The 22,541-nt window shown below is 39.0% G+C and carries 19 protein-coding genes; 9 read left to right on the top strand and 10 right to left on the bottom strand.

What is annotated here, in order from left to right; all coding sequences use genetic code 11:
• Positions 1-7: 7 nt before the first annotated feature.
• Positions 8-1,072 carry a M48 family metallopeptidase gene (locus tag DVR12_RS14800; protein ID WP_116976569.1) on the top strand — a complete coding sequence of 355 codons (1,065 nt, stop codon included), beginning with the start codon at positions 8-10 and terminating at the stop codon, positions 1,070-1,072.
• Here the strand turns inward: DVR12_RS14800 and DVR12_RS14795 are convergent.
• Positions 1,069-2,343 carry a cation:dicarboxylate symporter family transporter gene (locus DVR12_RS14795; protein WP_116976568.1) on the bottom strand — a complete coding sequence of 425 codons (1,275 nt, stop codon included), beginning with the start codon at positions 2,341-2,343 and terminating at the stop codon, positions 1,069-1,071. The genes DVR12_RS14800 and DVR12_RS14795 overlap by 4 nt on opposite strands.
• A 132-nt stretch (positions 2,344-2,475) precedes the next feature.
• On the opposite strand from DVR12_RS14795, the gene DVR12_RS14790 reads away from it, so the two are divergent.
• Complete coding sequence (locus DVR12_RS14790; protein ID WP_116976567.1) at positions 2,476-3,033, top strand: GNAT family N-acetyltransferase; 558 nt, start codon at positions 2,476-2,478, stop codon at positions 3,031-3,033.
• Between the two features lie 83 nt (positions 3,034-3,116).
• Positions 3,117-3,560 carry a DUF1569 domain-containing protein gene (locus DVR12_RS14785; RefSeq protein WP_116976566.1) on the top strand — a complete coding sequence of 148 codons (444 nt, stop codon included), beginning with the start codon at positions 3,117-3,119 and terminating at the stop codon, positions 3,558-3,560.
• A gap of 135 nt (positions 3,561-3,695) precedes the next feature.
• Here DVR12_RS14785 and DVR12_RS14780 read toward each other — a convergent pair whose 3' ends face one another.
• Entirely contained in the window at positions 3,696-5,465 is a 1,770-nt protein-coding gene (locus DVR12_RS14780; protein ID WP_116976565.1) for an oleate hydratase, read from the bottom strand.
• A gap of 141 nt (positions 5,466-5,606) precedes the next feature.
• Positions 5,607-6,260 carry a hypothetical protein gene (locus DVR12_RS14775; RefSeq protein ID WP_233522393.1) on the bottom strand — a complete coding sequence of 218 codons (654 nt, stop codon included), beginning with the start codon at positions 6,258-6,260 and terminating at the stop codon, positions 5,607-5,609.
• 357 nt (positions 6,261-6,617) lie between these two features.
• Between DVR12_RS14775 and DVR12_RS14770 the strand changes: the two genes are divergently transcribed.
• A complete protein-coding gene (locus DVR12_RS14770) occupies positions 6,618-8,231 on the top strand; it encodes an SHOCT domain-containing protein (RefSeq protein WP_116976564.1) in 1,614 nt (537 codons plus the stop codon).
• Between the two features lie 30 nt (positions 8,232-8,261).
• Here DVR12_RS14770 and DVR12_RS14765 read toward each other — a convergent pair whose 3' ends face one another.
• The 7 genes from DVR12_RS14765 to DVR12_RS14735 all read right to left on the bottom strand — a co-directional run bounded on the left by DVR12_RS14765 (position 8,262) and on the right by DVR12_RS14735 (position 14,043).
• The gene (locus DVR12_RS14765; protein ID WP_116976563.1) at positions 8,262-8,816 is read right to left on the bottom strand and encodes a GNAT family N-acetyltransferase; all 555 of its coding nucleotides are present in this window, start codon (positions 8,814-8,816) and stop codon (positions 8,262-8,264) included.
• Between the two features lie 15 nt (positions 8,817-8,831).
• The gene (locus tag DVR12_RS14760; RefSeq protein ID WP_116976562.1) at positions 8,832-9,821 is read right to left on the bottom strand and encodes a class 1 isoprenoid biosynthesis enzyme; all 990 of its coding nucleotides are present in this window, start codon (positions 9,819-9,821) and stop codon (positions 8,832-8,834) included.
• Positions 9,822-9,825: 4 nt separating this feature from the next.
• Positions 9,826-10,782: a geranylgeranylglycerol-phosphate geranylgeranyltransferase gene (locus DVR12_RS14755; RefSeq protein ID WP_116976561.1), complete on the bottom strand. Its 957-nt coding sequence runs from the start codon at positions 10,780-10,782 to the stop codon at positions 9,826-9,828.
• Between the two features lie 239 nt (positions 10,783-11,021).
• On the bottom strand, positions 11,022-12,269 hold the full coding sequence (locus DVR12_RS14750; protein ID WP_116976560.1) for an MFS transporter: 1,248 nt from the start codon (positions 12,267-12,269) through the stop codon (positions 11,022-11,024).
• A gap of 160 nt (positions 12,270-12,429) precedes the next feature.
• Positions 12,430-13,098, bottom strand: coding sequence for an ArsR/SmtB family transcription factor (locus tag DVR12_RS14745; RefSeq protein WP_116976559.1), 669 nt, complete (start codon positions 13,096-13,098; stop codon positions 12,430-12,432).
• A 2-nt stretch (positions 13,099-13,100) separates the two neighbouring features.
• The gene (locus DVR12_RS14740) at positions 13,101-13,607 is read right to left on the bottom strand and encodes a TlpA family protein disulfide reductase (protein ID WP_116976558.1); all 507 of its coding nucleotides are present in this window, start codon (positions 13,605-13,607) and stop codon (positions 13,101-13,103) included.
• Position 13,608: 1 nt separating this feature from the next.
• A complete protein-coding gene (locus DVR12_RS14735; protein WP_116976557.1) occupies positions 13,609-14,043 on the bottom strand; it encodes a rhodanese-like domain-containing protein in 435 nt (144 codons plus the stop codon).
• A gap of 261 nt (positions 14,044-14,304) precedes the next feature.
• Here DVR12_RS14735 and DVR12_RS14730 point away from each other — a divergent pair, with 261 nt between their 5' ends.
• The 5 genes from DVR12_RS14730 to DVR12_RS14710 all read left to right on the top strand — a co-directional run bounded on the left by DVR12_RS14730 (position 14,305) and on the right by DVR12_RS14710 (position 22,513).
• Positions 14,305-14,895: an RNA polymerase sigma-70 factor gene (locus DVR12_RS14730; RefSeq protein WP_116976556.1), complete on the top strand. Its 591-nt coding sequence runs from the start codon at positions 14,305-14,307 to the stop codon at positions 14,893-14,895.
• Between the two features lie 97 nt (positions 14,896-14,992).
• Positions 14,993-16,150, top strand: coding sequence for a FecR family protein (locus DVR12_RS14725; protein WP_116976555.1), 1,158 nt, complete (start codon positions 14,993-14,995; stop codon positions 16,148-16,150).
• A gap of 78 nt (positions 16,151-16,228) precedes the next feature.
• Positions 16,229-19,639, top strand: a complete 3,411-nt coding sequence (locus DVR12_RS14720; RefSeq protein WP_158563279.1) for a SusC/RagA family TonB-linked outer membrane protein — start codon at positions 16,229-16,231, stop codon at positions 19,637-19,639.
• A gap of 11 nt (positions 19,640-19,650) precedes the next feature.
• Positions 19,651-21,042 carry a RagB/SusD family nutrient uptake outer membrane protein gene (locus DVR12_RS14715; RefSeq protein ID WP_116976553.1) on the top strand — a complete coding sequence of 464 codons (1,392 nt, stop codon included), beginning with the start codon at positions 19,651-19,653 and terminating at the stop codon, positions 21,040-21,042.
• A 70-nt stretch (positions 21,043-21,112) separates the two neighbouring features.
• Entirely contained in the window at positions 21,113-22,513 is a 1,401-nt protein-coding gene (locus DVR12_RS14710; protein ID WP_158563278.1) for a TlpA family protein disulfide reductase, read from the top strand.
• The last annotated feature ends 28 nt before the right edge of the window (positions 22,514-22,541 follow it).

Below are 22,541 nucleotides of genomic sequence, written 5' to 3'. Positions count from 1 at the left end.
ATTTCAAATGTATCCGGGCAACTACTTCGATAACCAAACTGCTGCACTAACCGCCGTTGATATTCAAATCCATTCTGAACATCTTGATTTTCACTTTCTGGAAGACAATACTCGCAAAATCTCCTGGCTTTATAGTGAAATTAATGCCGAGACGTTTAACAAACGGGTTTTGAAAATTAAGCATCCAACAGAAGGTGGTTTAGAAATAACTGATCCAGAGTGCATTCAGGCATTTACTTCATACTATCCCTTCCGCCAAAAGAAGTCTTTGTACGGCTGGGTAATAAGAAATGGAAATAAAGCTGCCATTAGCCTGGCAGCTTTATTATTAGGCATTTTCCTGATCATTTACTTTTTAGTTCTGCCTTTCCTTGGTGATGTGATTGCCAAACAACTTCCAAAATCTTTTGATCGGGAATTAGGCGATTTGGCCAGATCAACCATCCATGAAAAAATTGATACTACTGGTAGTGATCTGTTAACGCGCTTTGCAAAGCAGATAAACTGGAATTCTAAGGATACTTTTACGTTTGAAGTGGCTAAAAGCTCTGTTATCAATGCTTATGCACTGCCAGGTGGACATATCGTTGTGTATGAAGAGCTACTAAAGAAAATTAATACAAAAGAGGAACTGGCTGCGCTATTGTCGCATGAAGTATCGCATGTCGAGTATCGTCACTCTGTTCGGAAGCTCTGTAAAGACATGAGCACCTCTATAATAGTCTCGGCGTTCTTCAGCAATATAGGCAGTGTAACTTCAACCTTATCATCGCAAGCCAATACATTAAGCTCCCTTACTTATTCCAGGGAATATGAGAAGGAGGCAGATATAGAGGGCCTTGCCATTCTAAGAAAAAATAAGATTGATCAGCAGGGAATGGTTAAACTCCTGGATATACTATCGTCTATCGATCAAAAGATTAAAATACCTACCTTTTTAAGCACTCACCCGTTAACCAAAGACAGGATTAATTACGTAAAGGAGCGGATCAAAGAATCTCCGGCTCCGTACGAGGAGAATCCCGAACTAACGAAAATTTTCAAACAGTTAAAGGAGCTATATCATTCTTAATTAGCCACTGCTGTTTTCCCTATTTCAATAGAGGGCCCAACTGGCTGAAATTCTTTTTCACTCTTAGCTATGACAATAGTAGCTACTCCGTTTCCAATAATATTGGTAATAGCCCTGGCTTCACTCATAAATTTGTCTACGCCCAATAAGAAAGCCAGTCCTTCAACCGGAATTCTGTGCAAGGCTGCCAAAGTAGAAGCCAGAACAATAAATCCGCTACCCGTAACTCCAGCTGCTCCTTTAGAGGTGAGCATAAGAATCCCTATTACTGTAAGCATCTCAAAAATGCTCAGTTTTACATCGTACAACTGGGCAATAAACATTACGGCCATAGATAAATATATAGAAGTACCATCCAGGTTAAATGAGTATCCGGTAGGTACTACTAATCCCACTACCGACTTACTGCAGCCAAGCTTCTCCAGTTTCATCATAATGGAAGGAAGAGCAGATTCTGAGGAAGATGTACCTAAAACTAGCAGAAGTTCTTCTCTGATGTACTTGAGGAATTTCCAGATACTCATTTTGTAATACCTCAAAATTCCACCTAATAACAGAACAATAAACAAAAACATGGTCAAATACATGGTAAGCATCAACTTAGCTAATGGTACCAAAGTATGCAATCCAAATTTCCCAACAGTAAATGCCATTCCCCCGAACGCTCCCAACGGCGCCAGATACATCACATATTTCAAAGCTGTAAATACCCATTTAGAAACCTGACCCAAACGTAGTACGACCGTTTTCCGGTGCCTGGAGAAACTCAGTAAAATGCCTATTACTATGGCTGCTACCAGCACCTGCAAAGTCAGATTACTGGCGAAAAAAGCACCCCAATCAAAGCTCTTACCGGCATTGGAGGTATATTTAGAAGCATTCTGCAAATCGAGCTGCGTCTTATCTATTCTACCGGGTTGTAAAACAAGAGCCATTAATATTCCTATCGCCAGTGATAAGGTAGAAACCACTTCAAAATACAAAAGCGATTTAATACCTATCCGTCCAACCTTTCTGAGGCTATCCATTCCGCTGATTCCCAGTACTATTGTTAAAAAGATGATGGGTGCAATAAATAGCTTTATAATATCTATAAACGTTTTTCCAATCACCTCCATTTTCACAGCAGTAGCTGGTGCATAATACCCAAGCAACACACCTGCTATGATGGCAATAAGTACCCAGAATGTAAGGTTCGTTAATATTTGGCTGGTCCACCTCCGGGTTACTTTGGTTTCCAGTGAAATGGTTGATAATTCTTCTTTTAGCATAGGTTGCTTGTTGTATTAATCCTTTAAATAACAAATTCTTTTGAATTTTATAGTAACCCAAAAGTCAATATTCCGATAAACAGGTTGAAAAACACTAATTTAGTTATGCAAAATGATGAAAAGTAAGAAACTATGCAAGGAACAATCGTTGGTAATGAATCGGAACTTCTACAAATAGCTGCATTATCATCCGCCAATAATATCAAAACCCTGACAGCAGAAGAAAAGGCAAAGGATGGTTTTGTAACCTGGTCGTATGACTTTGAAGTATTACAGCAACTACATCAGATTACACCCAGTATTATAGTAAAAGATGGTGACCTTGTTGTGGGTTATGCCCTTGTGCTACCTCCGGATGCAGCTACAGTATACCCCCCATTAGCCACGATGTTGAATCATGTTGGGTCGTTGGAATATAATAACCGACCTGTGAGCAGTTACAACTATTATGTTATGGGGCAGGTTTGTGTACACCCGGACTACAGGGGAAAAGGAGTTTTTCAATTGTTATATCAACAACATAAAAACATATATTCTCAACAGTATGAGTTATTGGTAACGGAAATTTCCACCTCCAATCACAGATCCCAGCGCGCCCACAGTAAGGTAGGATTTAAATCTATCCATACCTATAAAGACGAGCTTGGGGAATGGGATGTAGTAATCTGGAACTGGGAATTACCGAAATAACCCGTATTTTGTCTGTTTACCCCCCTAAAAATTGCACCATTTTCTGATATCTTTGGTAGATATCTCCGTTAAACAAAACTTCTATGAAAACGATTTTTGATAAAAACACCAGAGATGAAATAATAAGGAGGGTTGTCTTTTTACATGAAAACAGCACTCCTGTTTGGGGTAAAATGACACCCTATCAGATGTTAAAACATTGTTCCTTATGGGAAGAAATGGCCCAGGGGAAAACAACCTACAAACAGGTGCTGATTGGAAAACTGGTTGGCCGATTTGTATTAAAGAGTATTTTAAAAAATGAGGCCCCTCTGAGGCGTAATGCCCCCTCAACTCCCGACCTGGTAATTACCTATGACGGTAATGTAGAATTGCAGAAGAAGATTTGGATCGGATTATTGGAAGAATATGAAAATTTTGTAGAGTTCGATTTTATCCATCCATTTTTTGGTAGAGTAACTACCAGTCAGATTGGTATGTTGGCTTATAAACATGCCGATCACCATCTAAGACAGTTTAACTGCTAATTTTACAAGAGATAGCTTTCATGAATTCCTGATATCAGATTGTTGGATTTATTTCCTTTACCTTAGACCGGGCAGGGGTAAACCCTGCCCCTACAGGATTTCATCGAAATTGGGCTTTCTCCTATCCATTTTTAATTATATTAAGCCAGAATCTTTCAGCATATCATAGATAATAGTGCCTTTACTTTTATCGATAGCTTTCTTTTCTATATATTTCAGGAAGAAAGGTATTTTCATATCCAACAACTTCTTACCATCCATCATTTTTGCAGACGCACTTAATAATGCTCTTATATCATAGGCTGAAGCAAAAACCTCTGGTACTCCCCTATCAATATTCAATAGCCTGTACACCGCTTCCATGGCAGTACGCACCGAATACTCGGTTGTAAACACGGTATCTCTTTCCGTTTCTGCAAAATTACCAATGAAAGCCAGATTAATAGAACCCTGCGGAACAACATGAGGCCTGTCGCCCGCTTTACGTGGCATAAAATAAGACATCACATATGGCATCATACAAGGAATAGTATTAGCCGAATTTTCAGCCATTTCATTAATCTCATTAATAGGCACCCCCATATGGTAGAGCCATTCCTGGGTAATTTCTACCCCGCTACAATCCTTCATGGTTTTCTTTACATAATTTCCCGGTTTATCGGAAAACAGACCATAAATCCATCCAACCAACTGAGTGTCTGGTTGCGCCTTAAAATGTGGTTGGCGGTTAAATGTCCAGCTCAATAACCAATTCGAATCCTTAACGGTCACAATACCTCCGGTTACCACTTTACCGGCGAAGGGATCCCGCTGGCAGATTTTCTCTATATATGGAGGAATTCTTTTGTCGAGGGTTGTTACTGTTGCTGAAACAAAATTTGTTTGGTCGATATGGCCACAAAATTTCTGTGGGTGTCCGAATGCTTTATCCTGGGCAGCCAGATTCATCCAGAGGTTCCAACTACCACCTGGAGAGGAATTCATTACAGCAGCAGTATGTTGGTCTCCATATGTTGAGCTTTCAGTAATACTACCATTAGTAATAAATACCAGATCATTTTCTGTAAGCTCTATTTCCTTTGATTTGCCGCCCTGTTCATAAATCAACTTCCTGGCTACTTTCCTGCCATCCTTAATATCAATTAATACATTCTTTACTTCGGCTTCATATTCGAATTGTACTCCATTATCTTTCAGAAAAGAAATGAGCGGAAGCACCAGTGATTCGTATTGATTATACTTGGTAAATTTCAATGCCGATAAATCTGGTAATCCTCCAATATGATGAATGAATCTCAAAATATACCTGCGCATTTCCATGGCGCTGTGCCAATCTTCAAACGCAAACATAGACCTCCAATATAGCCAGAAGTTTGACTGAAAGAAGTCATCCGAAAAAACATCAGTGATGCGTTTATCAGCTAACTCATTTTCTGAAGTCAGGAATAGCTTGATGATTTCTTCTGTTGCTTTATCTGTAAGTGTAAATTTACCGTCTGTGTGCGCACTCTGCCCTTGATTCATGGTAGCGCGCATATGTGAGAAGTTAGGATCTCTTTTATTCAACCAATAAAATTCATCCAAAACGGAAGCATCCTTAATTTCCAGGGAAGGTACTGAGCGATAGAGATCCCATAGACATTCAAAGTGATTTTCCATTTCTCTGCCACCACGGATAATAAATCCATCTTTAGGTTGAAAGATTCCATCCAGGCTACCCCCAGGAAGTTTCAGTTCTTCGAAGATGTGAATATTTGAGCCTTTCATCTGGGCATCGCGGATCAAAAAAACAGCGGCGGCCATGGATGCCAAACCAGAACCAACAAGGTAGGCCGATTTCTTGTCCACGTTCTCAGGCTTAACAGGTCTGGCAAATGCTTCGTAATTCCCGTTGCTATAATACATAATTTGGGTTTTTAAACAGACTGCATAAAAAGCAGTCGGGTAGAACAAATAAAATGTATAGCAACAACAATGGTTGAGGGGGAAATGTTTGAATCCGGGAAATTACTGCAATGGAATTGTAAGTCTACCACACATCATACATCAATTTACTACTAAAGACTTATCGTACTCATAATAGATCTTCTCAAGTATACCATTTTTAAAATAAAGTGTAAATGTGGATCGTTCTCCATTATTTTCAGAATAAGAAAAATGCCATCTTTCGAAATTATCCATTGCTGTGTCATATGGCTGGTTCAGGGCTTTGGAACCTAATCTGAAAATGTACCCATCCAGCTGATGGTTATTGTGTATTGCCATTAACTTGTCGTAAAAGTTATTGAGATCATCTCCCTTATTAATTACTTCTGCCCCGCTTGCAGGCCATTTTGCAATATCCTCAGGTAGTGCGCTGCCGGCACTGATATCACTCACCTTATTATCACTAAACATTACGATTACACGGGAAGGATAGACCACATCCTTAAGTTCAAATGTAATGGCTGTATAGAGGGTCATTCTTTTACCTATTTCAAGAGGAGTATTATAGGTTGGCTGATCAACAACTGAAAGATCATAAAATCCTTTACTTTCTGCCAGGCGCTGAATACTTGCATATACGCTTGCCGCATTATCGCCGATCTTAATCCCGAACTTCTCTCCTTTTGTAATTGATTCTGTTCTGTGATTTGCATCTTCTTTTCTACAGGCAAAAAGAGTGACTAATGAAATAGCTAACAGTAAGATTTTTTTCATAAATGTGGGTTTTGGCATTACTTGAACGGCTGTGAAGGACAAATTGTTACAATGAATCCAGGGAAGTTTATCATCCTTAATAGCTTTTTCATCGAGTGATATGAAGTTATTTCCTTTAAAAGCATCATATGCTTTACGATCATTAGGATTCTCGCCGCGGCAAGAAATCGATCAGTACATATTTGCCACGCAGGCTAGATAAGGCAACTTCACTACCGTTAACATCGGTTTGCTTAAAATCCGGAGCTACTTTTTCAAATAATTATGCAGACTACTTATCTAGTAATCTTCTCTTCACATAGAAAAATATTATTTTATATATATATTTGTTGGCGAATTCTATGCAAAACCTATCCAATGAATATTAAAAATATTAAGCCCACCTTTTTTCTTTCATTATTCCTGATTGCGTCCTTTTTTCTACCGTGGTTTATTTTTCCGGGAGCCCCCAGCTATACCAGTGGATGGACATTACCTGTGAGAATAGGAAACGGAGGATGGGTAGCTTCCTCTGTAGTAAAGGATTTGAATCTAATCTGGTTTAAGGTATTATATCTTGTTTACCTGGTTCCGATTTTTGCTGCATATAATATTTTTCTGCGCCTCACTAGAAAAAAACCTGCTATCAATGAGTATTTCATAGGATTACTTGGTACCATTCTGATATTTGTAATGATCCGGCTAATAGAGATGAAGTTTAGTAATGCAATGGTAAATCTTACCAACCAGGAATATGATCTGAAGCTGTATACTATGCTGTCTGTAGGTTTTTTTGCCTGTATTTTTATTTGTATTGTTGGTATGTATTTTACTCTTGTCAGAGAGGTTGATGATTATATGAGTTTTGATGAAGAGATGGAACAGGAGTATCCTACAGCCTATGGATCAGCCAATCCGGCAGCCTCAGTGAAAGGAGTTCCTATCGCAAACGGACCAAACAGAACGGAAGTTTATAGTCGGCTGGAACAACTGCATGGCTTATACGAAAAAGGTATCCTGGGTAAAGAACAATACGAACAGGAAAAACAGGAACTTTTACAATTATTACCAAAATCCAACCAGCAGCAGGATACGGCACCAGGTATGACTAAAGCATCAGAACCACTGGTTGAATATAATAATGGTATACCTTCTATCCCGGTTGAGCATTCGGCATACATTCCAATGCCCGAAGAAGCTAAAAGCAATAAAAATAGTATCCTCACAATATTGTTATTGGTATTGGCAGGAGCTGGTATTGGAAGCTATTTTATGTTTTTTAAATCTCCTGCACATGCAGGTATAAAACCAATAAGCGACTTAACAAATGATGATCTTAAGGGTAATGTGAGTGCATATAGTATTTACTCGTACAATGTTTACCTCAGCGATGGAGGCGAGCCAATAAAAGGGGATGTGCAGGATAGTGAAACATTTCCTGCACTCATGCAATTTGAGGCCGATAAGGATGGTTTTTATACCTTATGTGAGAAAGGGTATGCCAACCGAACTTATGATGAGAGCAACAATTTAATGGTAACCCAATGGTTTAAGGATAAAGAGAAAAAACAACTTCAATACACTTACTATTCGAGATATAATAAGAAGGGTAGACCGGAAAAAGATAGTATAGTACTTGGCAATTCTAAATCCATTGTTCGAAAGTCGGAATATACGGCAGATGGACTTTCATGCTCCATGACTGAGACAAATGGAGGAATACTTAATGGAAAAGCTGAATTCAGGTACAACGAAAAAGGGCAATTGATCTGGATGAAAAGCAATAATGAAGAAACTTCTTATGAGTACAATTCGAATGATGAAGTAAGTACTAAAAAGTATTGGGTACTTGATGCAGAGGAAGATGGCTTAACGGAATATGTTTTTCAATATAAATATGACAAGACGGGCAACTGGATTTCCAGAATTGTTTATGTAGATAAAATTCCTAGTGCTTACCAGGAAAGGAAAATAATATATCGCGAACAATAAACTTTTGCATTCAAATATCAAACTATTTTTTTAAGCAGTTTGATATTTGAATTCAGCCTCCAGTATCCCATAAATGTAGGCATCATGCCACCCATCTTCCAAAGGCAGTACTTTGCGTTTAACCCCTTCTCTGGTCATTCCCACCTTTTCCATTATTTTGTAAGATGCAATATTATGAACACTGCAACCACATTCTACCCTATGCAGGTTTAATTGGTAAAAGCCAAAGCTAAGCATATGTATCATTGCCTCGGTAGCAAATCCTTTTCCCCAGAAACCAGGTAATAACTTATACCAGATTTCTCCTTTAGCGTATTTGGAATCTCCTAAGTCGAGAGATATTATCCCAATGAAGCTGTTGCTGGCTCTCTCAATAATAGCAGCAGTATACGCTTCTCTTGTTGCAGAATAACGTTGTTCCGACCAAGTTTTTACCAATTTCCGGGTAGCTTCTTCATTTTCGGGATAGCCGCTGGGGTTATATCTTACAGTTTCCGGCATTAAATAAAGTGAATGCAGAGTGGCCCAGTCTTCATTTAAAAAATCCCGTAGAATCAGGCGGGGGGGTTCGATGTACAATTTCATGGGTTAAAAATTAGTCTATTTACGGCAACGCTGATAGGTAAAACGCATACAATGCCAGATATTCCCGATTTTCTCCATATCAATAATCAATGCCTTACGGGGAAGAGTATTTAATTCCGGCATCTTTCCATGTTCTTGCTGGATGGCTCTGAGTTGCTGAATTGCCATATCGCTGAAAGAGCAGATCGACATCATATTCATCCTAAACTTCCACTTGCGCGAATCAGGTACTGGCAAATTATCAATCAATCCCTCGAGTTTATCTACCATTTCCGTAAATGTAAGATATAATTGGTCTGCATCTTTAGTTCTTACAGGCAAAGTTTGAAATCCATCTCTGACATCTTTCCAAATATCAAACAAATCGTTTGTCAGCTGAATGATTGCACCTAGTTGAAACCAGCACTCCTGCCAGCGATCAGACAACATACCATCTTCCATATAAAAGCTGCACAGCAGAACGGAATATGCCCCTTTCTCAATGGTTATTCTAAATAATTCATCATCTGGTATAGTAGGATCGGTTTGTTTACCAGAATCTACCTGTGCTTGAAATAAAGCATGAGTTGCATGCGAATAACCAGTTTGATCTTTTACAAACTGTTTTAGCTTTACATGGCAATAGAGAAATAACCGTTCCTGAACAGTTTGAGGCTGATAAGCCGAATAACCAAAGGAGATCTCATTTAATTGTTCCTGGGTTAATTCATTATTGTCGGTAAAGTCGTCGAAGGTGGTACTACAAACGAAGTATTGAAGTATTCTTTTTTTCTCGTCCAACGAGGTATGGCGTCCGTCTACCTGCGTAAATGCATCGATAACCATAGGAAGATAGATGCTATAGGCATTCACTATCTTCTTAGCGGTGTCAGTTGGTAAATTGGCATCTGCTTCAGATTCCAGGTTTGCAAGATAAGTTTCTGCCCATCTCTTTTCCTTCTTCCGACTAATCAAAATCCGGCAAACCCTTAGCACCAGACTTGTTCCAAACTTTAACAACTGCATGAACCTAGGCGAATAAATATTGAATCAATGGCATAGATAAGATGCCTGTAAGCATTACTCCTTTAATATAAGTACTTAGCCGATGATAATCTTCCGGAGAATCTGAGCTAAAAACTTTATAAATAATCCATAACAATGGTGAAATGATCAGTAAAACTGAATAGACAATCAATATAATACTCACTGGTTTATCATTCATCCAAAGTTCCGGCAGTATTACAAATAGCATTCCAATAACCCCTAGAAGGCTTACTGAAGCTATTGTATGGGCAACCTTAGTACCAAGTACAATGGGAATTGTGCGTCCACCATACATTATATCTCCCTTTACATCCTCAAGATCCTTTATTAGTTCTCTTGCAAATGAGATTACCACAGCAAAGCAGGTATAGGCAAGCGTTGCATTTACAATAAATTTGAATATTGGAATACTTTGATTACTCAACATCTGTTCAAATGCCGGTTCGGCAAGAATGAGAATGGGTATTGCACTGGCAGTAATAACAGCTACCAATAAATTACCAATCAGAAAACGCTTCTTAAAAATAGCTGAATAACAAAATAATAGTAAGGCGCTTAGTGCGACACAAACGATCAGAGCGGGGCTATGCTGCCGGATACCTGTTACCACAGCCAAAGCTATTGCCATCAGGTTCATTCCCACATAGAGAGATAAAGCACCTTTTTTACTAATTCCATTTCCAATAAATACCTTATCAGGTTTATTAATAACATCTATCGACAAATCGAAATAATCATTAATAATATAGCCTGCAGCAGCTAATAAGAGATAAGTGCAGGTTATCATGGAAAAATCAATAACTCCAAGCTGCGGAGTAATACCTGTTCCCCTTAATGCGGGCAGAATCACGCAATATTCAAAAAGCAGCTGTGTCAGAAAAATAAACAGTAGATTGGGCCATCGTATTATCCTTACGAATGTTAGCCAGTATTGTAGCATAGGTTCAGGATTGCATTCTTGAGGGATCAAGATACAAATTCGGAATTAAATAATAAATCGATTTTTAAGACTGTAACCTGATCTGTAATTTTTAAAGCTCCAACTTATCTACTGTGGATGTTTTTATTCTTTTATTGTATAGCAGGAATATAGATTGATAGTTTAGTTTTTAGTTTAAAATTGCCTTAACATAAACCGCTATCATGAAAAAATATAGTTCAACGGATTTGCATTTTGTTTTATTCATAAGGTTTCTTTTCCTTCATTCGAATCAGTACCAGTAATCCGGATAAAAAGGTGATGATGCCGGCAATATGCACAGCCCAGATAAGTCCGAAGAAGCTAGCTACAATTCCTGCCATCAAAGCACCTACTGAATAACCAATGTCGCGCCAAAACCTGTAAACACCGAGGGAAGAGGCTCTCCAGGAAGGGTGAGCTGTATCGCTGACAGCCGCCAGCAATGCAGGGTAAACCATAGCCGTTCCGATTCCAAGCAATATGGAGCCAATTAATCCGCTCATGAAAGGAGAAAGAAACTCAAGTCCAATCACCACATGGCCTATAGCCTGAACAAACATTCCCCATACGATCAATGGCTTTCTTCCGATTTTGTCGGCCAGCGGACCAGTAATTACCTGGCCAATTCCCCACACAAACGGATATACGGCTTTAATCCAGCCAACACCTTCCAGACTTACACCTGCCGATATAAACAGCAATGGGAATACACCCCATGACATGCCATCATTCAGATTATTTATTAAGCCTGCTTGTGATACGGCAAACAGGTTCTTATTCTTAAACGAGGTTTCTCTGAACACCCATAATAAATCGGGTTTATGAAATTTTTCTTCTGTTATTTGCTGTTGTGCTACCTGTGCCGACTCGAGCCGGGCATAATCGCGGGTATCTCTAATCACCAGTATGGAGAGTATTAATCCGGCAACTGTATAAAAAATACCAATATAGAAAGGTGCTGGCCTCAGGCCATATCTGGAAGCCAGGTAGCCAGTCAGTAAAGCAGTGAACCCCACTGCACCATATCCTGCTGCCTCATTCAATCCCATTGCTAAACCGCGTTTCTTCGGACCAACAAGGTCTATTTTCATGTTCACCGTCATAGACCAGGCAAGACCCTGGCTTATTCCCAGCAGAATATTAGCAATAATAATCCAGTTCCAGCTATTGCCCCATGCAAGCAGGAAAGGTACTGGCAGACCTACCAGCCATCCAAGAATGAGGACCCGTTTTCGGGTGTATTTATCCGCCAGTACACCTGAAACCAGGTTTGTGAATGCTTTAACTACCCCAAAAGCTATGATAAAGGAAAATACAACAATGTCTGATCCAATCTTAAATTCTTCAGTACCAACTAAAGGAACAACTGTTCTTTCAAGCCCCACCATTCCGCCCACCAGCATATTTACCAATACCAACAGGGTGAATTGTTTCCAGTTTTCCTTTAACCCTAATTTTATTTCCATGACCTGATTTATTAAAGGGCACTTCCCTATCTATAATTTTCTATGCGGCAAAGTTAATCATAATTTATCTATTCAATAGAATTATTGAATAGATAAATTATGATTAAATAAAAAAAGAGTGGTAGACCTGCTACCACTCTTTAACCTGATTAAAAACATTTTATTCTGAAACCTCTATCGGAAGGCCTTTCTGCATCCATTCGGGATATCCTTCATCCATTCTCTTTGCGTTGTAGCCTTTATTTTTGAGGAAAGCTACTGCTTCATCTGCGTACACACAAAAAGGTCCGCGGCAATAGGCTACAACCATTTTTTTCTTGGGGAGTTTTTTTAAATATGCATCAAGGTTTTCTATGGGAGCCGAAATTGCTTTATGAATATGCCCACGATTGTATTCTTCTTCTGGCCTTACATCCAGCAATACTATTTCATCTTTCTTGAGCAGCTTTGCCAGTGTTTCTGTATCAATTGCATCCATTCCTCCCCCCTGTCCGTTTCTGAAATCCCGGATTACTTTCTCGACCTGTGCATTGTAGGCAAATCCAAGTTCCCGCAGGCCTGTCCATGCATTAAACACATTTTCTCCGGCCAGCGAATAATTAATAAAATTACCGTCTCTGGAAATCTTCACCAATTTTGCATTCTTAAGCGTTTGTAAATGTTGAGATGCATTGGCGATAGACATACCTGTATAGTTAGCGATCTGCTCTACAGAAAATGGCCCCTGCGCCAGCAAATCAATGATTTCTAACCGGTGGGGATTAGCCATTGCCTTGGCAATTTTCGCCAGCTCCGTATATACATTATCTTTAAATTCCCGCTTGTTCATTTTCACATTTTCTTTAAATAATTGCTGATAAAGGTTTCTAATGCCTTACCATGCAGGTTTATGGCAACAATTTTACCTTTTTCATTTATGATTACATTAAATGGAAGTCCTTCTATGCCATAATCCTTAGCTACCGGGCTTTTCCAGAATTTAAGATCACTGATCTGCGGCCAGGTAATCTGTAATTGATCAATACCTTTCTGCCAGTTATCCTTACTTTTATCGAGCGATACTCCCAATATTTCGAACTTCCCTTCCTTTACTTTATTTCCAAATTTTTCATAAATAGATTTCAATACTGGTTGCTCCTCTACACAGGGTGAACACCAGGTAGCCCAGAAATCAATAAGCACCAGTTTCCCTTTCAATGAAGAAAGAGAAAGCGTGTCACCATTTACAGCAGGTAAAGCAATTGCAGGCGCAGATTCACCAATCTTCAACGGCTTATTCTGTGCTCCGCCTTTCTGTATAGAAAAAACTATAAGCAATATGGAAAACAGTATTCTCATATTAGTCGTTTGACGGATAATTTTTATCTAACCAGTCTACTTTAATATTTTTAGGCAGATCCAGCAACCTTGCATTTCTAAATCCCATTTCATTAAGCACAGTAAAAGCAGGACGCACATTCGGACATTTAGCGAAAGGACAACATCCACAATAAATAACTACTTCTTTATCTTTAGGTACATCTTTAAGATAATCCTTTAGTTTTACCAGATTTTCTGCATCATGTGCAGCCCCAAGATCCACCGACCCTTTAATGACAGCATCTGGTCCAACACATAATATCAGTACATCAGCCGTCTGATTCTTAGTTATTTTATCAGCCAATACCTTTGGAGCCAATAACTGGCTATTTTTCCAGGGTTCCTGCTTCTCCTGAGCACTCAGGCTACCAGAAAAGATAACAAAAGCAGATAGCAATACTATAAGATGCTTCATGGGTCTTATGTTTTTACAAATATATTGAAAGAAAACAACTATTCAATAGATTCATTGAATTCTATCAAAAACAATCATCTTATTAGATTTTTATAATATTCCAATCGATAGTAATTCCACATCACATATTTGTACTAATGTTACAGGTAATAATTTATTAAAATAAAAGAGCTTAATTTGTGGACGAGAATGCTTACAATTTACACCTTCAAATATTAGTGGTTTTATAAACCAAATAAACAACCAGGGTTTCAGGGAATAATGACCAATAAACCATCCATACATGAAATTATAACAGATGTATCCAATGGGGATGTTATGGCATTTCGTGCCCTATTTGATGCATACAGAGATAAACTTTATTTTTTCCTCTTAAGGATAGTAGAAACAAAAGAATCAGCTGAAGATATCGTACAGGACACTTTTTTAAAGGTATGGTTAAACAGAAATGATCTTCAGAATGTGAAAAATTTCAATGCATATCTATATCAGATTGCAAAAAATGCCGCTATAAACGGATTACGCCGCAAAGCCCTGGAAGCTGTAATCCTGGAAAGCAACCAGTTTACTTTAGAAGCAACAGATAATGAGGAACAAATACTCCTAAAAGATCTGCGTATTCAGATTCAAAAAGCTGTAGAAGCACTTCCTGCACAACAAAGGAAAGTATTTACCCTACGCCGCAACGATCATTATAAAATAGAGGAAATAGCCGAACAACTGCAAATTTCTCACCTTACCGTTAAAAGGCATCTGACAGAAGCACTTAAATCTATTCGCCACGCCTTGAAAATCTCCTATAAAGAAGATATAATTATTATTCTTGTTATTCTCCGATTGATAGACCCATAATTTTTTTTATTCCCAACTGCTACCATTGTCTTTTTCATTTGTCTTATATACAGACCAATGTTTTATTTAGATCAAAAGCAGTGGAAAATACCAGAATATGCCAACGGAGAAAATAAATCTGCTGTTGGAAAAATACTATGCCCAAACCGCTACAGCAGCGGAAGAAGCAGAGCTTTTCCAACTGATTGCACTCGAGAAGAAATTGGAAAATATAGATAAAGGACTTGAAAAAGTATGGGAGAATTATTCTCCGGAATCTACTATGCCTGAAGTGCAAAGCAGAAAAATATTTGAGGCTGTTCTTGAACAAGCAGAATACCTAAACAATAGCAAGCAACCAAAAATATTTAGTAGAACTACCATGCTCAAATGGGCAGCAGCAATAGCTTTACTCATAACTACAGGAACGTATATATGGCATAATTATCATATTCCGAAGGTAGATAATAAAGTCGCTACCCTGATGCCGAAAGACATACAACCTGGCAGTAATAAAGCATTCCTTACATTGGAAGATGGCACTATAATTCCTCTGGACAGCAGTAATAAGACTATACATGCAGGGAATACAGCTATTCAGCAACGAAACGGACAGTTACAATATGAGGCTACAGGACAAAAACAAGTGAGTCAAAACATCCTTACATCTCCTCGTGGTGGCCAATTTCAGGTAACTTTATCTGATGGCACAAAAGTATGGTTAAATGCGGACTCCCGACTAACTTACCCTACTGTTTTTGCTGGCAAGGAAAGAGTCGTGAAACTACAGGGAGAAGCTTACTTTGAAGTAGAACAGGACCCTGGAAAACCATTTCGTGTGACCGTTGATGATGTAAATGTAACTGTATTAGGCACGCATTTTAATGTAAATGCCTATCCGGAAGAAAAAGTGATACGCGCCTCCCTTTTGGAAGGAGCCATTGCCGTTAGTAAAGGAATTCTTTCGAAACACTTGAAAATTGGAGAAGAAGCAACAATTAATGAACATTCAATTACTATATCAACAACCAGCCAGGATGCTGCTATTTCCTGGAAAAACGGCTATTTCCATTTCGAGAAAGCCGATATCGCATCTGTAATGCGTCAGATTGCAAGATGGTATAATATTACTATTGTTTACAAAGATGGAATACCAACAAGATTTTTTCAGGGAGAAATACAAAGAGACTTACCACTCTCCAGCGTGATTAAGATACTTGAAAAGAACCAAATTCATTGTCAGCTTACCGGAAATCAGCTGATCGTTTTACAATAATATTTATCCAATATCAGATATATGTCTTTCTGTTTTAATCAAAACAGCCAGACCATACATGCCAACCAAAAAACGTTTATGACTAGAATGATTAAAGTATCTGCACTGGTTTTACTGGCACTTCAGGGTAGTGTCGCTGCATTTGCTCAGAAAATCACTTTCTCAGGCAAACAAGTACCAATGCAAAATGTATTTACAGCTATTAAGCAACAAACTGGGTTTGTCGTGTTTTCCGACTATGCCATAATTCAGTCTGCCCAGCCAGTTACAGTAGCTGTCAAAGAAGCTTCTGTATCTGAATTTTTAAGTGAATGCCTGAAGGGCCAGGAACTCACTTTTTCAATAGAAGATAAAACTATAACTATTGTCAAAAAAGCTACTGCCAGCCAGCAGGAACAAGCTACGATCAGCGGACGAATTACTGATCAACAGGGTAATGCCTTACCAGGTGTAACCATTTTAGTTAAAGGAACCAGCAAGGGTATACAATCCACTGCTGATGGGTCATATACAATTTCCAATATAAACATTCCTGCCACCCTGGTATTCTCTTTCATCGGTTTTGAAACGCAGGAAATAAAAGTTAACAAAAGCACCGTAGAAAATATCAAACTACAAATTTCTACTAATAACCTAAACGCAATTTCTGTAGTTTCCACTGGTTACCAGGAACTACCCAAAGAAAGAGCTACTGGTGCTTTTGCATCGGTTGATGAGAGTAAATTGAAAATTACCAATTTAGGAGCCCTAAATTTTGCCAAAGGTCTGGAAGGAATGGTGCCCGGAGTACTTGTTGGTCCTTCTGGCGCACTACAGGTACGAGGTAAATCTACCATCAACGCCTCCGCTGAAGCATTGATTGTTGTGGATGGTTTTCCTATTGAAGGTGGAAATCTTACCATTAACCCAAATGACATTGAAAGCGTTACCGTCTTGAAAGACGCCGCTGCTGCCTCTATTTGGGGTATCCGTGCTTCTAATGGAGTAATCGTTATCAAAACAAAAAATGGTAAATCTGGTAAAACTAATTTCAACCTAACCACCAATTTGAATATTGATAGTAAACCCGATTTTTCTTATCAACAACTAGCCAGCACCGAAGAGTATATCGATTTTGAAAATGAAATGATGAACAAAGGTATTAGTTGGTTTAATCCGGCTAAAGCCGATGATGGCTACTCCAGGGTTGCAGAGTTATACTATAAAAAATATAAAGGGTTATTAACTGCCGATGAAGTAACAGCAGGACTTTCTGCATTAAAAAAAGCTAATAACCTGTCACAGCAGGACCTATTCTACAGAAATGCCATACAACGCCAGGTAAATCTCTCCCTTAGTGGCGGTGGGAATACCAACAAATATTATGCTTCTGCACTTTATAGCAAAGGACTCGCAACTGCCCGAGGGAATGATAATGAAAACCTGGTCCTTAATCTTAAAAATACCTTACAGGTGCACCCCCGGTTAACTTTAGCACTGGGAGTAAACTCTACTTTTATCAGATCAAATACTCCTAACAACTACGATATTACCAGTGCAAGACCTTATGAGCTGTATAAAAATCCTGATGGTAGCTATGTATCCCAGTATACCAGTATAGCAGAACATCTTAAAGCTGGTTACTACGCCAATGGATATAGTAACTGGGATTTCAATCCGCTTCAAAATATCGAAAACACAAGCAATGTAAATAGCAATTTCGTTGGAAGATTTAATCTGGGAGCCGATTACAAAATAGCGAAGGGTATTGTATTCAGTTCAAAATATTTATATGAATTAGGCTTCTCAAACATTGATGTACTACAAAACCCAAACACCTGGTATGTTAAAAATCTGACTAATAGCTGGAGAGTATTTGATGCCAATAAAAATGCTTATGTAAATAAAATCCCATTCGGATCGATCTTCGACAAAACAAAAAATCGTTTTAACAGCTATACATTCCGTAATACCGTGACATTGGATAAAACGATTTCCCTACACGCTATCAACGCCGTAGCAGGAACTGAGATAAGAAGGATCAGCAATGTGGGTAATGGCGAAAGGTATTATAATTACAATGAGCAAGCCGGCACCTCAGATATCTACGATGCATTAGCCTTGTCGACCTATACTCCAAACTACAAAGGAAGTTATAATTCCTACTCCTGGAGCCCGAACTTCAGTAACAGAGATAACCGCTTCTTTTCGTTGTTTGCAAATGCAGCTTATACTTATGATAACCGCTATACAGTTAGTGGAAGTATGCGTATAGATCAATCAGATCTATTTGGTACCGATCCAAAGTATCGTTATCGTCCTATCTGGAGCAGTGGTTTTAGCTGGAGAATTTCCAGAGAACAATTTATGTCGGAGCTGACATTTATTGATGATCTGAAGCTAAGAGCTACCTATGGTATTACCGGTAATATTGCTGGTTCGAGTCCGTTCCCAATAGCCAGTACAGGTAAGAATTCTTCAACACAGGAAAATCTGCTAACCTTTACCAATCCCGAAAATCAGGCACTTCGCCCTGAAAAAACGGCTACAATTAATTTAGGAACCGATTTCTCATTCTGGCATAATCGGTTTACCGGTTCCATTGATGTATACAGAAAACGAAGCTACGATTTGCTGGGTAGCAGCATCCTCGACCCAACCACTGGTTTTACAAGAGCTCAGGTAAATACAGCTGCGCTGCTCAATAAAGGGATTGATATTAACCTGTCTACCATCGCGATTGACCGTAAAGTACGTTTAGATATTACCGTGAATTTTGGTTGGAATAAAAATGAAGTGACCGCTGTAAATATGCCGAGTAACACGGCTAATGCATATATAACGGGTACATCTCCCGTTTTAGGCAAGCCCCTATCCTATTTGTATAGCTACCAATGGGCCGGACTATCTTCCACCGGAACACCACAGGTTTATGATGCTTCAGGAAAAGTAGTAAAGTATTCTGATGCAGAAATGACCGACCCAAAAGCATTGAAGTATGTAGGTACACTTACTCCACCTGTTTATGGGGGGGTTATGTTCAACCTCAGTTATAAAGGATTCTCTCTGGCACCTCAGTTCACCTTCAAAGCAGGATATGTAATGCGTAAGCCTGCTCCAGGTACTACATTAGGTACTCGCCCGATTACCAATACCATTGCAGACAGATGGCAGAAACCAGGTGATGAGCAGTTTACCGATATACCAAGACTCTTTGATAATAGCACAGTTCCGGCAAAATGGAATAACTACTTCTGGTATTCCAGCGTCTGGGACGACAATGCTTCTTTTGTTCGATTGAGATCATTAACACTTTCTTATAATCTGCCTAAACAATTTCTATCTAAAATATTTACAGGCGCCACTATCATGGCCCAGGGAAACAATTTAGGGTTATGGACAGCCAACAGAGAAAAGATAGATCCGGACTATTACAACCTTGCCAGTGGAGTATTTCCTGCAATGCCTCCGGTAAAAAGTTACGTATTGTCGCTGAACCTTAATTTTTAAATGATATTTACATGAAGTTCTATTCTAAATATAAATTTTATCTGGCTTTTACTGCTATACTACTTGGTTCCTGTAACAAATTTCTGGATGTAAAGCCCAAAGGCCAGGTAATCCCGGAAACATTAAACGATTATTTAGCGCTGATGTCTGACCCATTGAGGGTTACAGCTACAAGTGCTAACCAGTTATATTCCACAGACGAAATATTTCTGCCGGAAGAATTCAGAGCTTCTGCCAATTCCTATCTCGGAAAAGCGGCAGTAAGAGCTTATGATTTCGACATACTTTATGATACCGGAGAAGACGATCCCGATTGGAATAACGCATACAGAACGTTATATGTTTGCAACTCAGTATTAGCCGGTTTATCAACGAATACCGAGAGTGATGTAACTAAACGGCACCAGGTGGAGGGAGAAGCCCGCGTACATCGTGCATATACCTACCTAATGTTGGTGAATGAATATGCAACACATTATAACTCTGCCACTGCAGCCACCGATGCCGGTGTACCATTGCCTGTAAAACCAGATATCAATGCGCTACCTGCCAGAGCTTCAGTAAAGGATGTATATACCCTTATTGAAGAAGATCTTACTCAGGCTACTAATTTGTTGGCAGATAAATCCACCTATACTTATCGCCCCAGTAAAGCTGCTGCCTTTGGAATGCTGGCAAGGATGTATTTATATATGGGAAATTGGCAAAAAGCTTTCGAAGCAGCAGATAAGGCACTACAACTAAACAGCTTTAGTTACGACTATAATACCTTTAGCTGGAGTGTACCCGCTACTAAAAAAGGATTATTAGGTTTTCCAAGTTCATCTGTTGACATAAAAGATATTGTATACCTAAAGTATGGAAGGAATGCCGGCGGTGCGTATCAGTTTAATTTCCTGATAGCCCAATCCCAGGCGGCTCTTTATACAACGGGAGATTTACGTAATGAATTCGGTACTACCACATTAGGTTACTATGGAGAAACTTTACCAATGCCAGGAGTATTGGAAACCGGTGCAATTTATAACTACAACCGTATTGGTATTACAAATGGAGAGCTGCTCCTTACACGTGCAGAAGCACAAGCAAGATTAGGCAATACTCCTGAGGCATTAAATGACCTGAACGCTTTAAGAAAAATGCGGTTTAGAACCGCCGATTATAAAGCATTAACCGCTGAAACTCCGGCACAAGCGCTTGATCTGGTATTGAATGACCGCCGCATAGAACTGGCATTCATTGGCCTGCGCCTGTTCGATATTAAGCGTTTAAATCTCGAAGGACGTAATATCAGTGTACAGCATGGAGATAAGATATTGAAACCAGGAGATCCACGTTTCATATTACCGATTTCACAGAAGGTACTTGATTTAAACCCGAATATCAAACAGAATCCAAGATAATTACCAGCCATTTTAATATTTCATGAAGCCCTGTCGGATTATTGACAGGGCTTCTTTTTAAATGATTTTTATGAAAAGATTTATTTTGTTTTGTTGCCTGTTGGGTTCTTTCTTACAGGTTAATGCTCTTACCACCATAGAAGGTGTCTTTAGAGAAAAAGATAGTACAAAAACAACTATTTTTCTTAAAGAAATGACGATAGCAGGCTTACGGCGAGAACCTGTTTCAATTACAGAAACTATTACCGGGCAATCGACATTCCGGCTAAGTCTGGATCTTAAACGGGCGGCTTTCTTTCAGCTATATATTGTCAGGGGTACCGGAAATGAGAAGTTCTCATTTAGTATTCCATTATATGTATTACCAGATGGCAAAATTCAACTTTCTATTATTTCTAATGGTCCGAGGCGGCTGCGTTGTGATGCTCAATCCGGATTAGACATCAATAATCTTGCGATAATAACGCAACAGGAAAGGTATAATAAACTAATGCTCGATAAATGGGAACACCCACCAACCGATCAGGCATCTGCAATGGCATATTTGCAACAGTTTGATCAGATTGCTGACTCTATCTCCCAATTCCCTGGCCTGGATCCTTTAGTACATAAATTTATCCGTTTCTGGTCTGTAGATGCCTATTCAAGCAGTTTATTCCAATTTTATCCGAGCAAACAAAACTTCCCCGATTCATTTTTCAGTCTTCCGCCGGCTAAAATAAAATATAGCAAAGATCCTTTCATGACCATATTCCCGGGCAATGTTCAGAACATAGTAAACCAACTTAATGTGGCTACAGGACTACATCCCTTCTCGGGTAGAAAAACGCTGGAACAAATAGATAAGCAAATTCATTTATTGAAAAAGCAAATAAAAAGTGTTCAGATTACAGATCCGGTCATCGAGCTGTTACTTAACGCCTACATATCCAGATATAAAGTAGGTGACTCCTTTAACAGCGATCGCATCACCTTTAATAAGCTTACCAGTACTTTAGTTGATAAAGCAAAGCGCAGAATGCTAATGAGTACTTTTAATAATCTCGAGTATACAATTAAAGGAGCCGGACTACCACCAGTCTCCTTTCAGGATGCTACCGGAAGTAAATCATCGCTTGAACAGTTTAAAGGGAAGTATTTACTGCTCGACATCTGGGCATCCTGGTGTGTGCCATGTTGTAAAATGATGCCGGTTTTTCAACAACTGGAACGGGAGTACGAAGGTAAACCAATAACCTTTGTTGGACTATCGGTAGATGGAGATAGCAGTAAATGGGTTACACGAATGAGCGAATTAAATATGCATGGCTACCAACTGTGGGATAATTCGGGCACTTTTATGAAGTATCTAAACATTAATGCAATACCACACTATTTACTGTATAGCCCTGACGGTAAGTTACTCAATTATAATATGGGTTCTCCTGAGTCGCCGGAATTCAAACGAATACTTGATCAGGCGATTCAATAATATCCAATAAGAGCCCACCTTTGATGGG

The organism is Chitinophaga silvatica (assembly GCF_003419895.1).
Taxonomy (GTDB): Bacteria; Bacteroidota; Bacteroidia; order Chitinophagales; family Chitinophagaceae; genus Chitinophaga; species Chitinophaga silvatica.
This window is presented reverse-complemented; position numbering and strand designations above follow the sequence as displayed.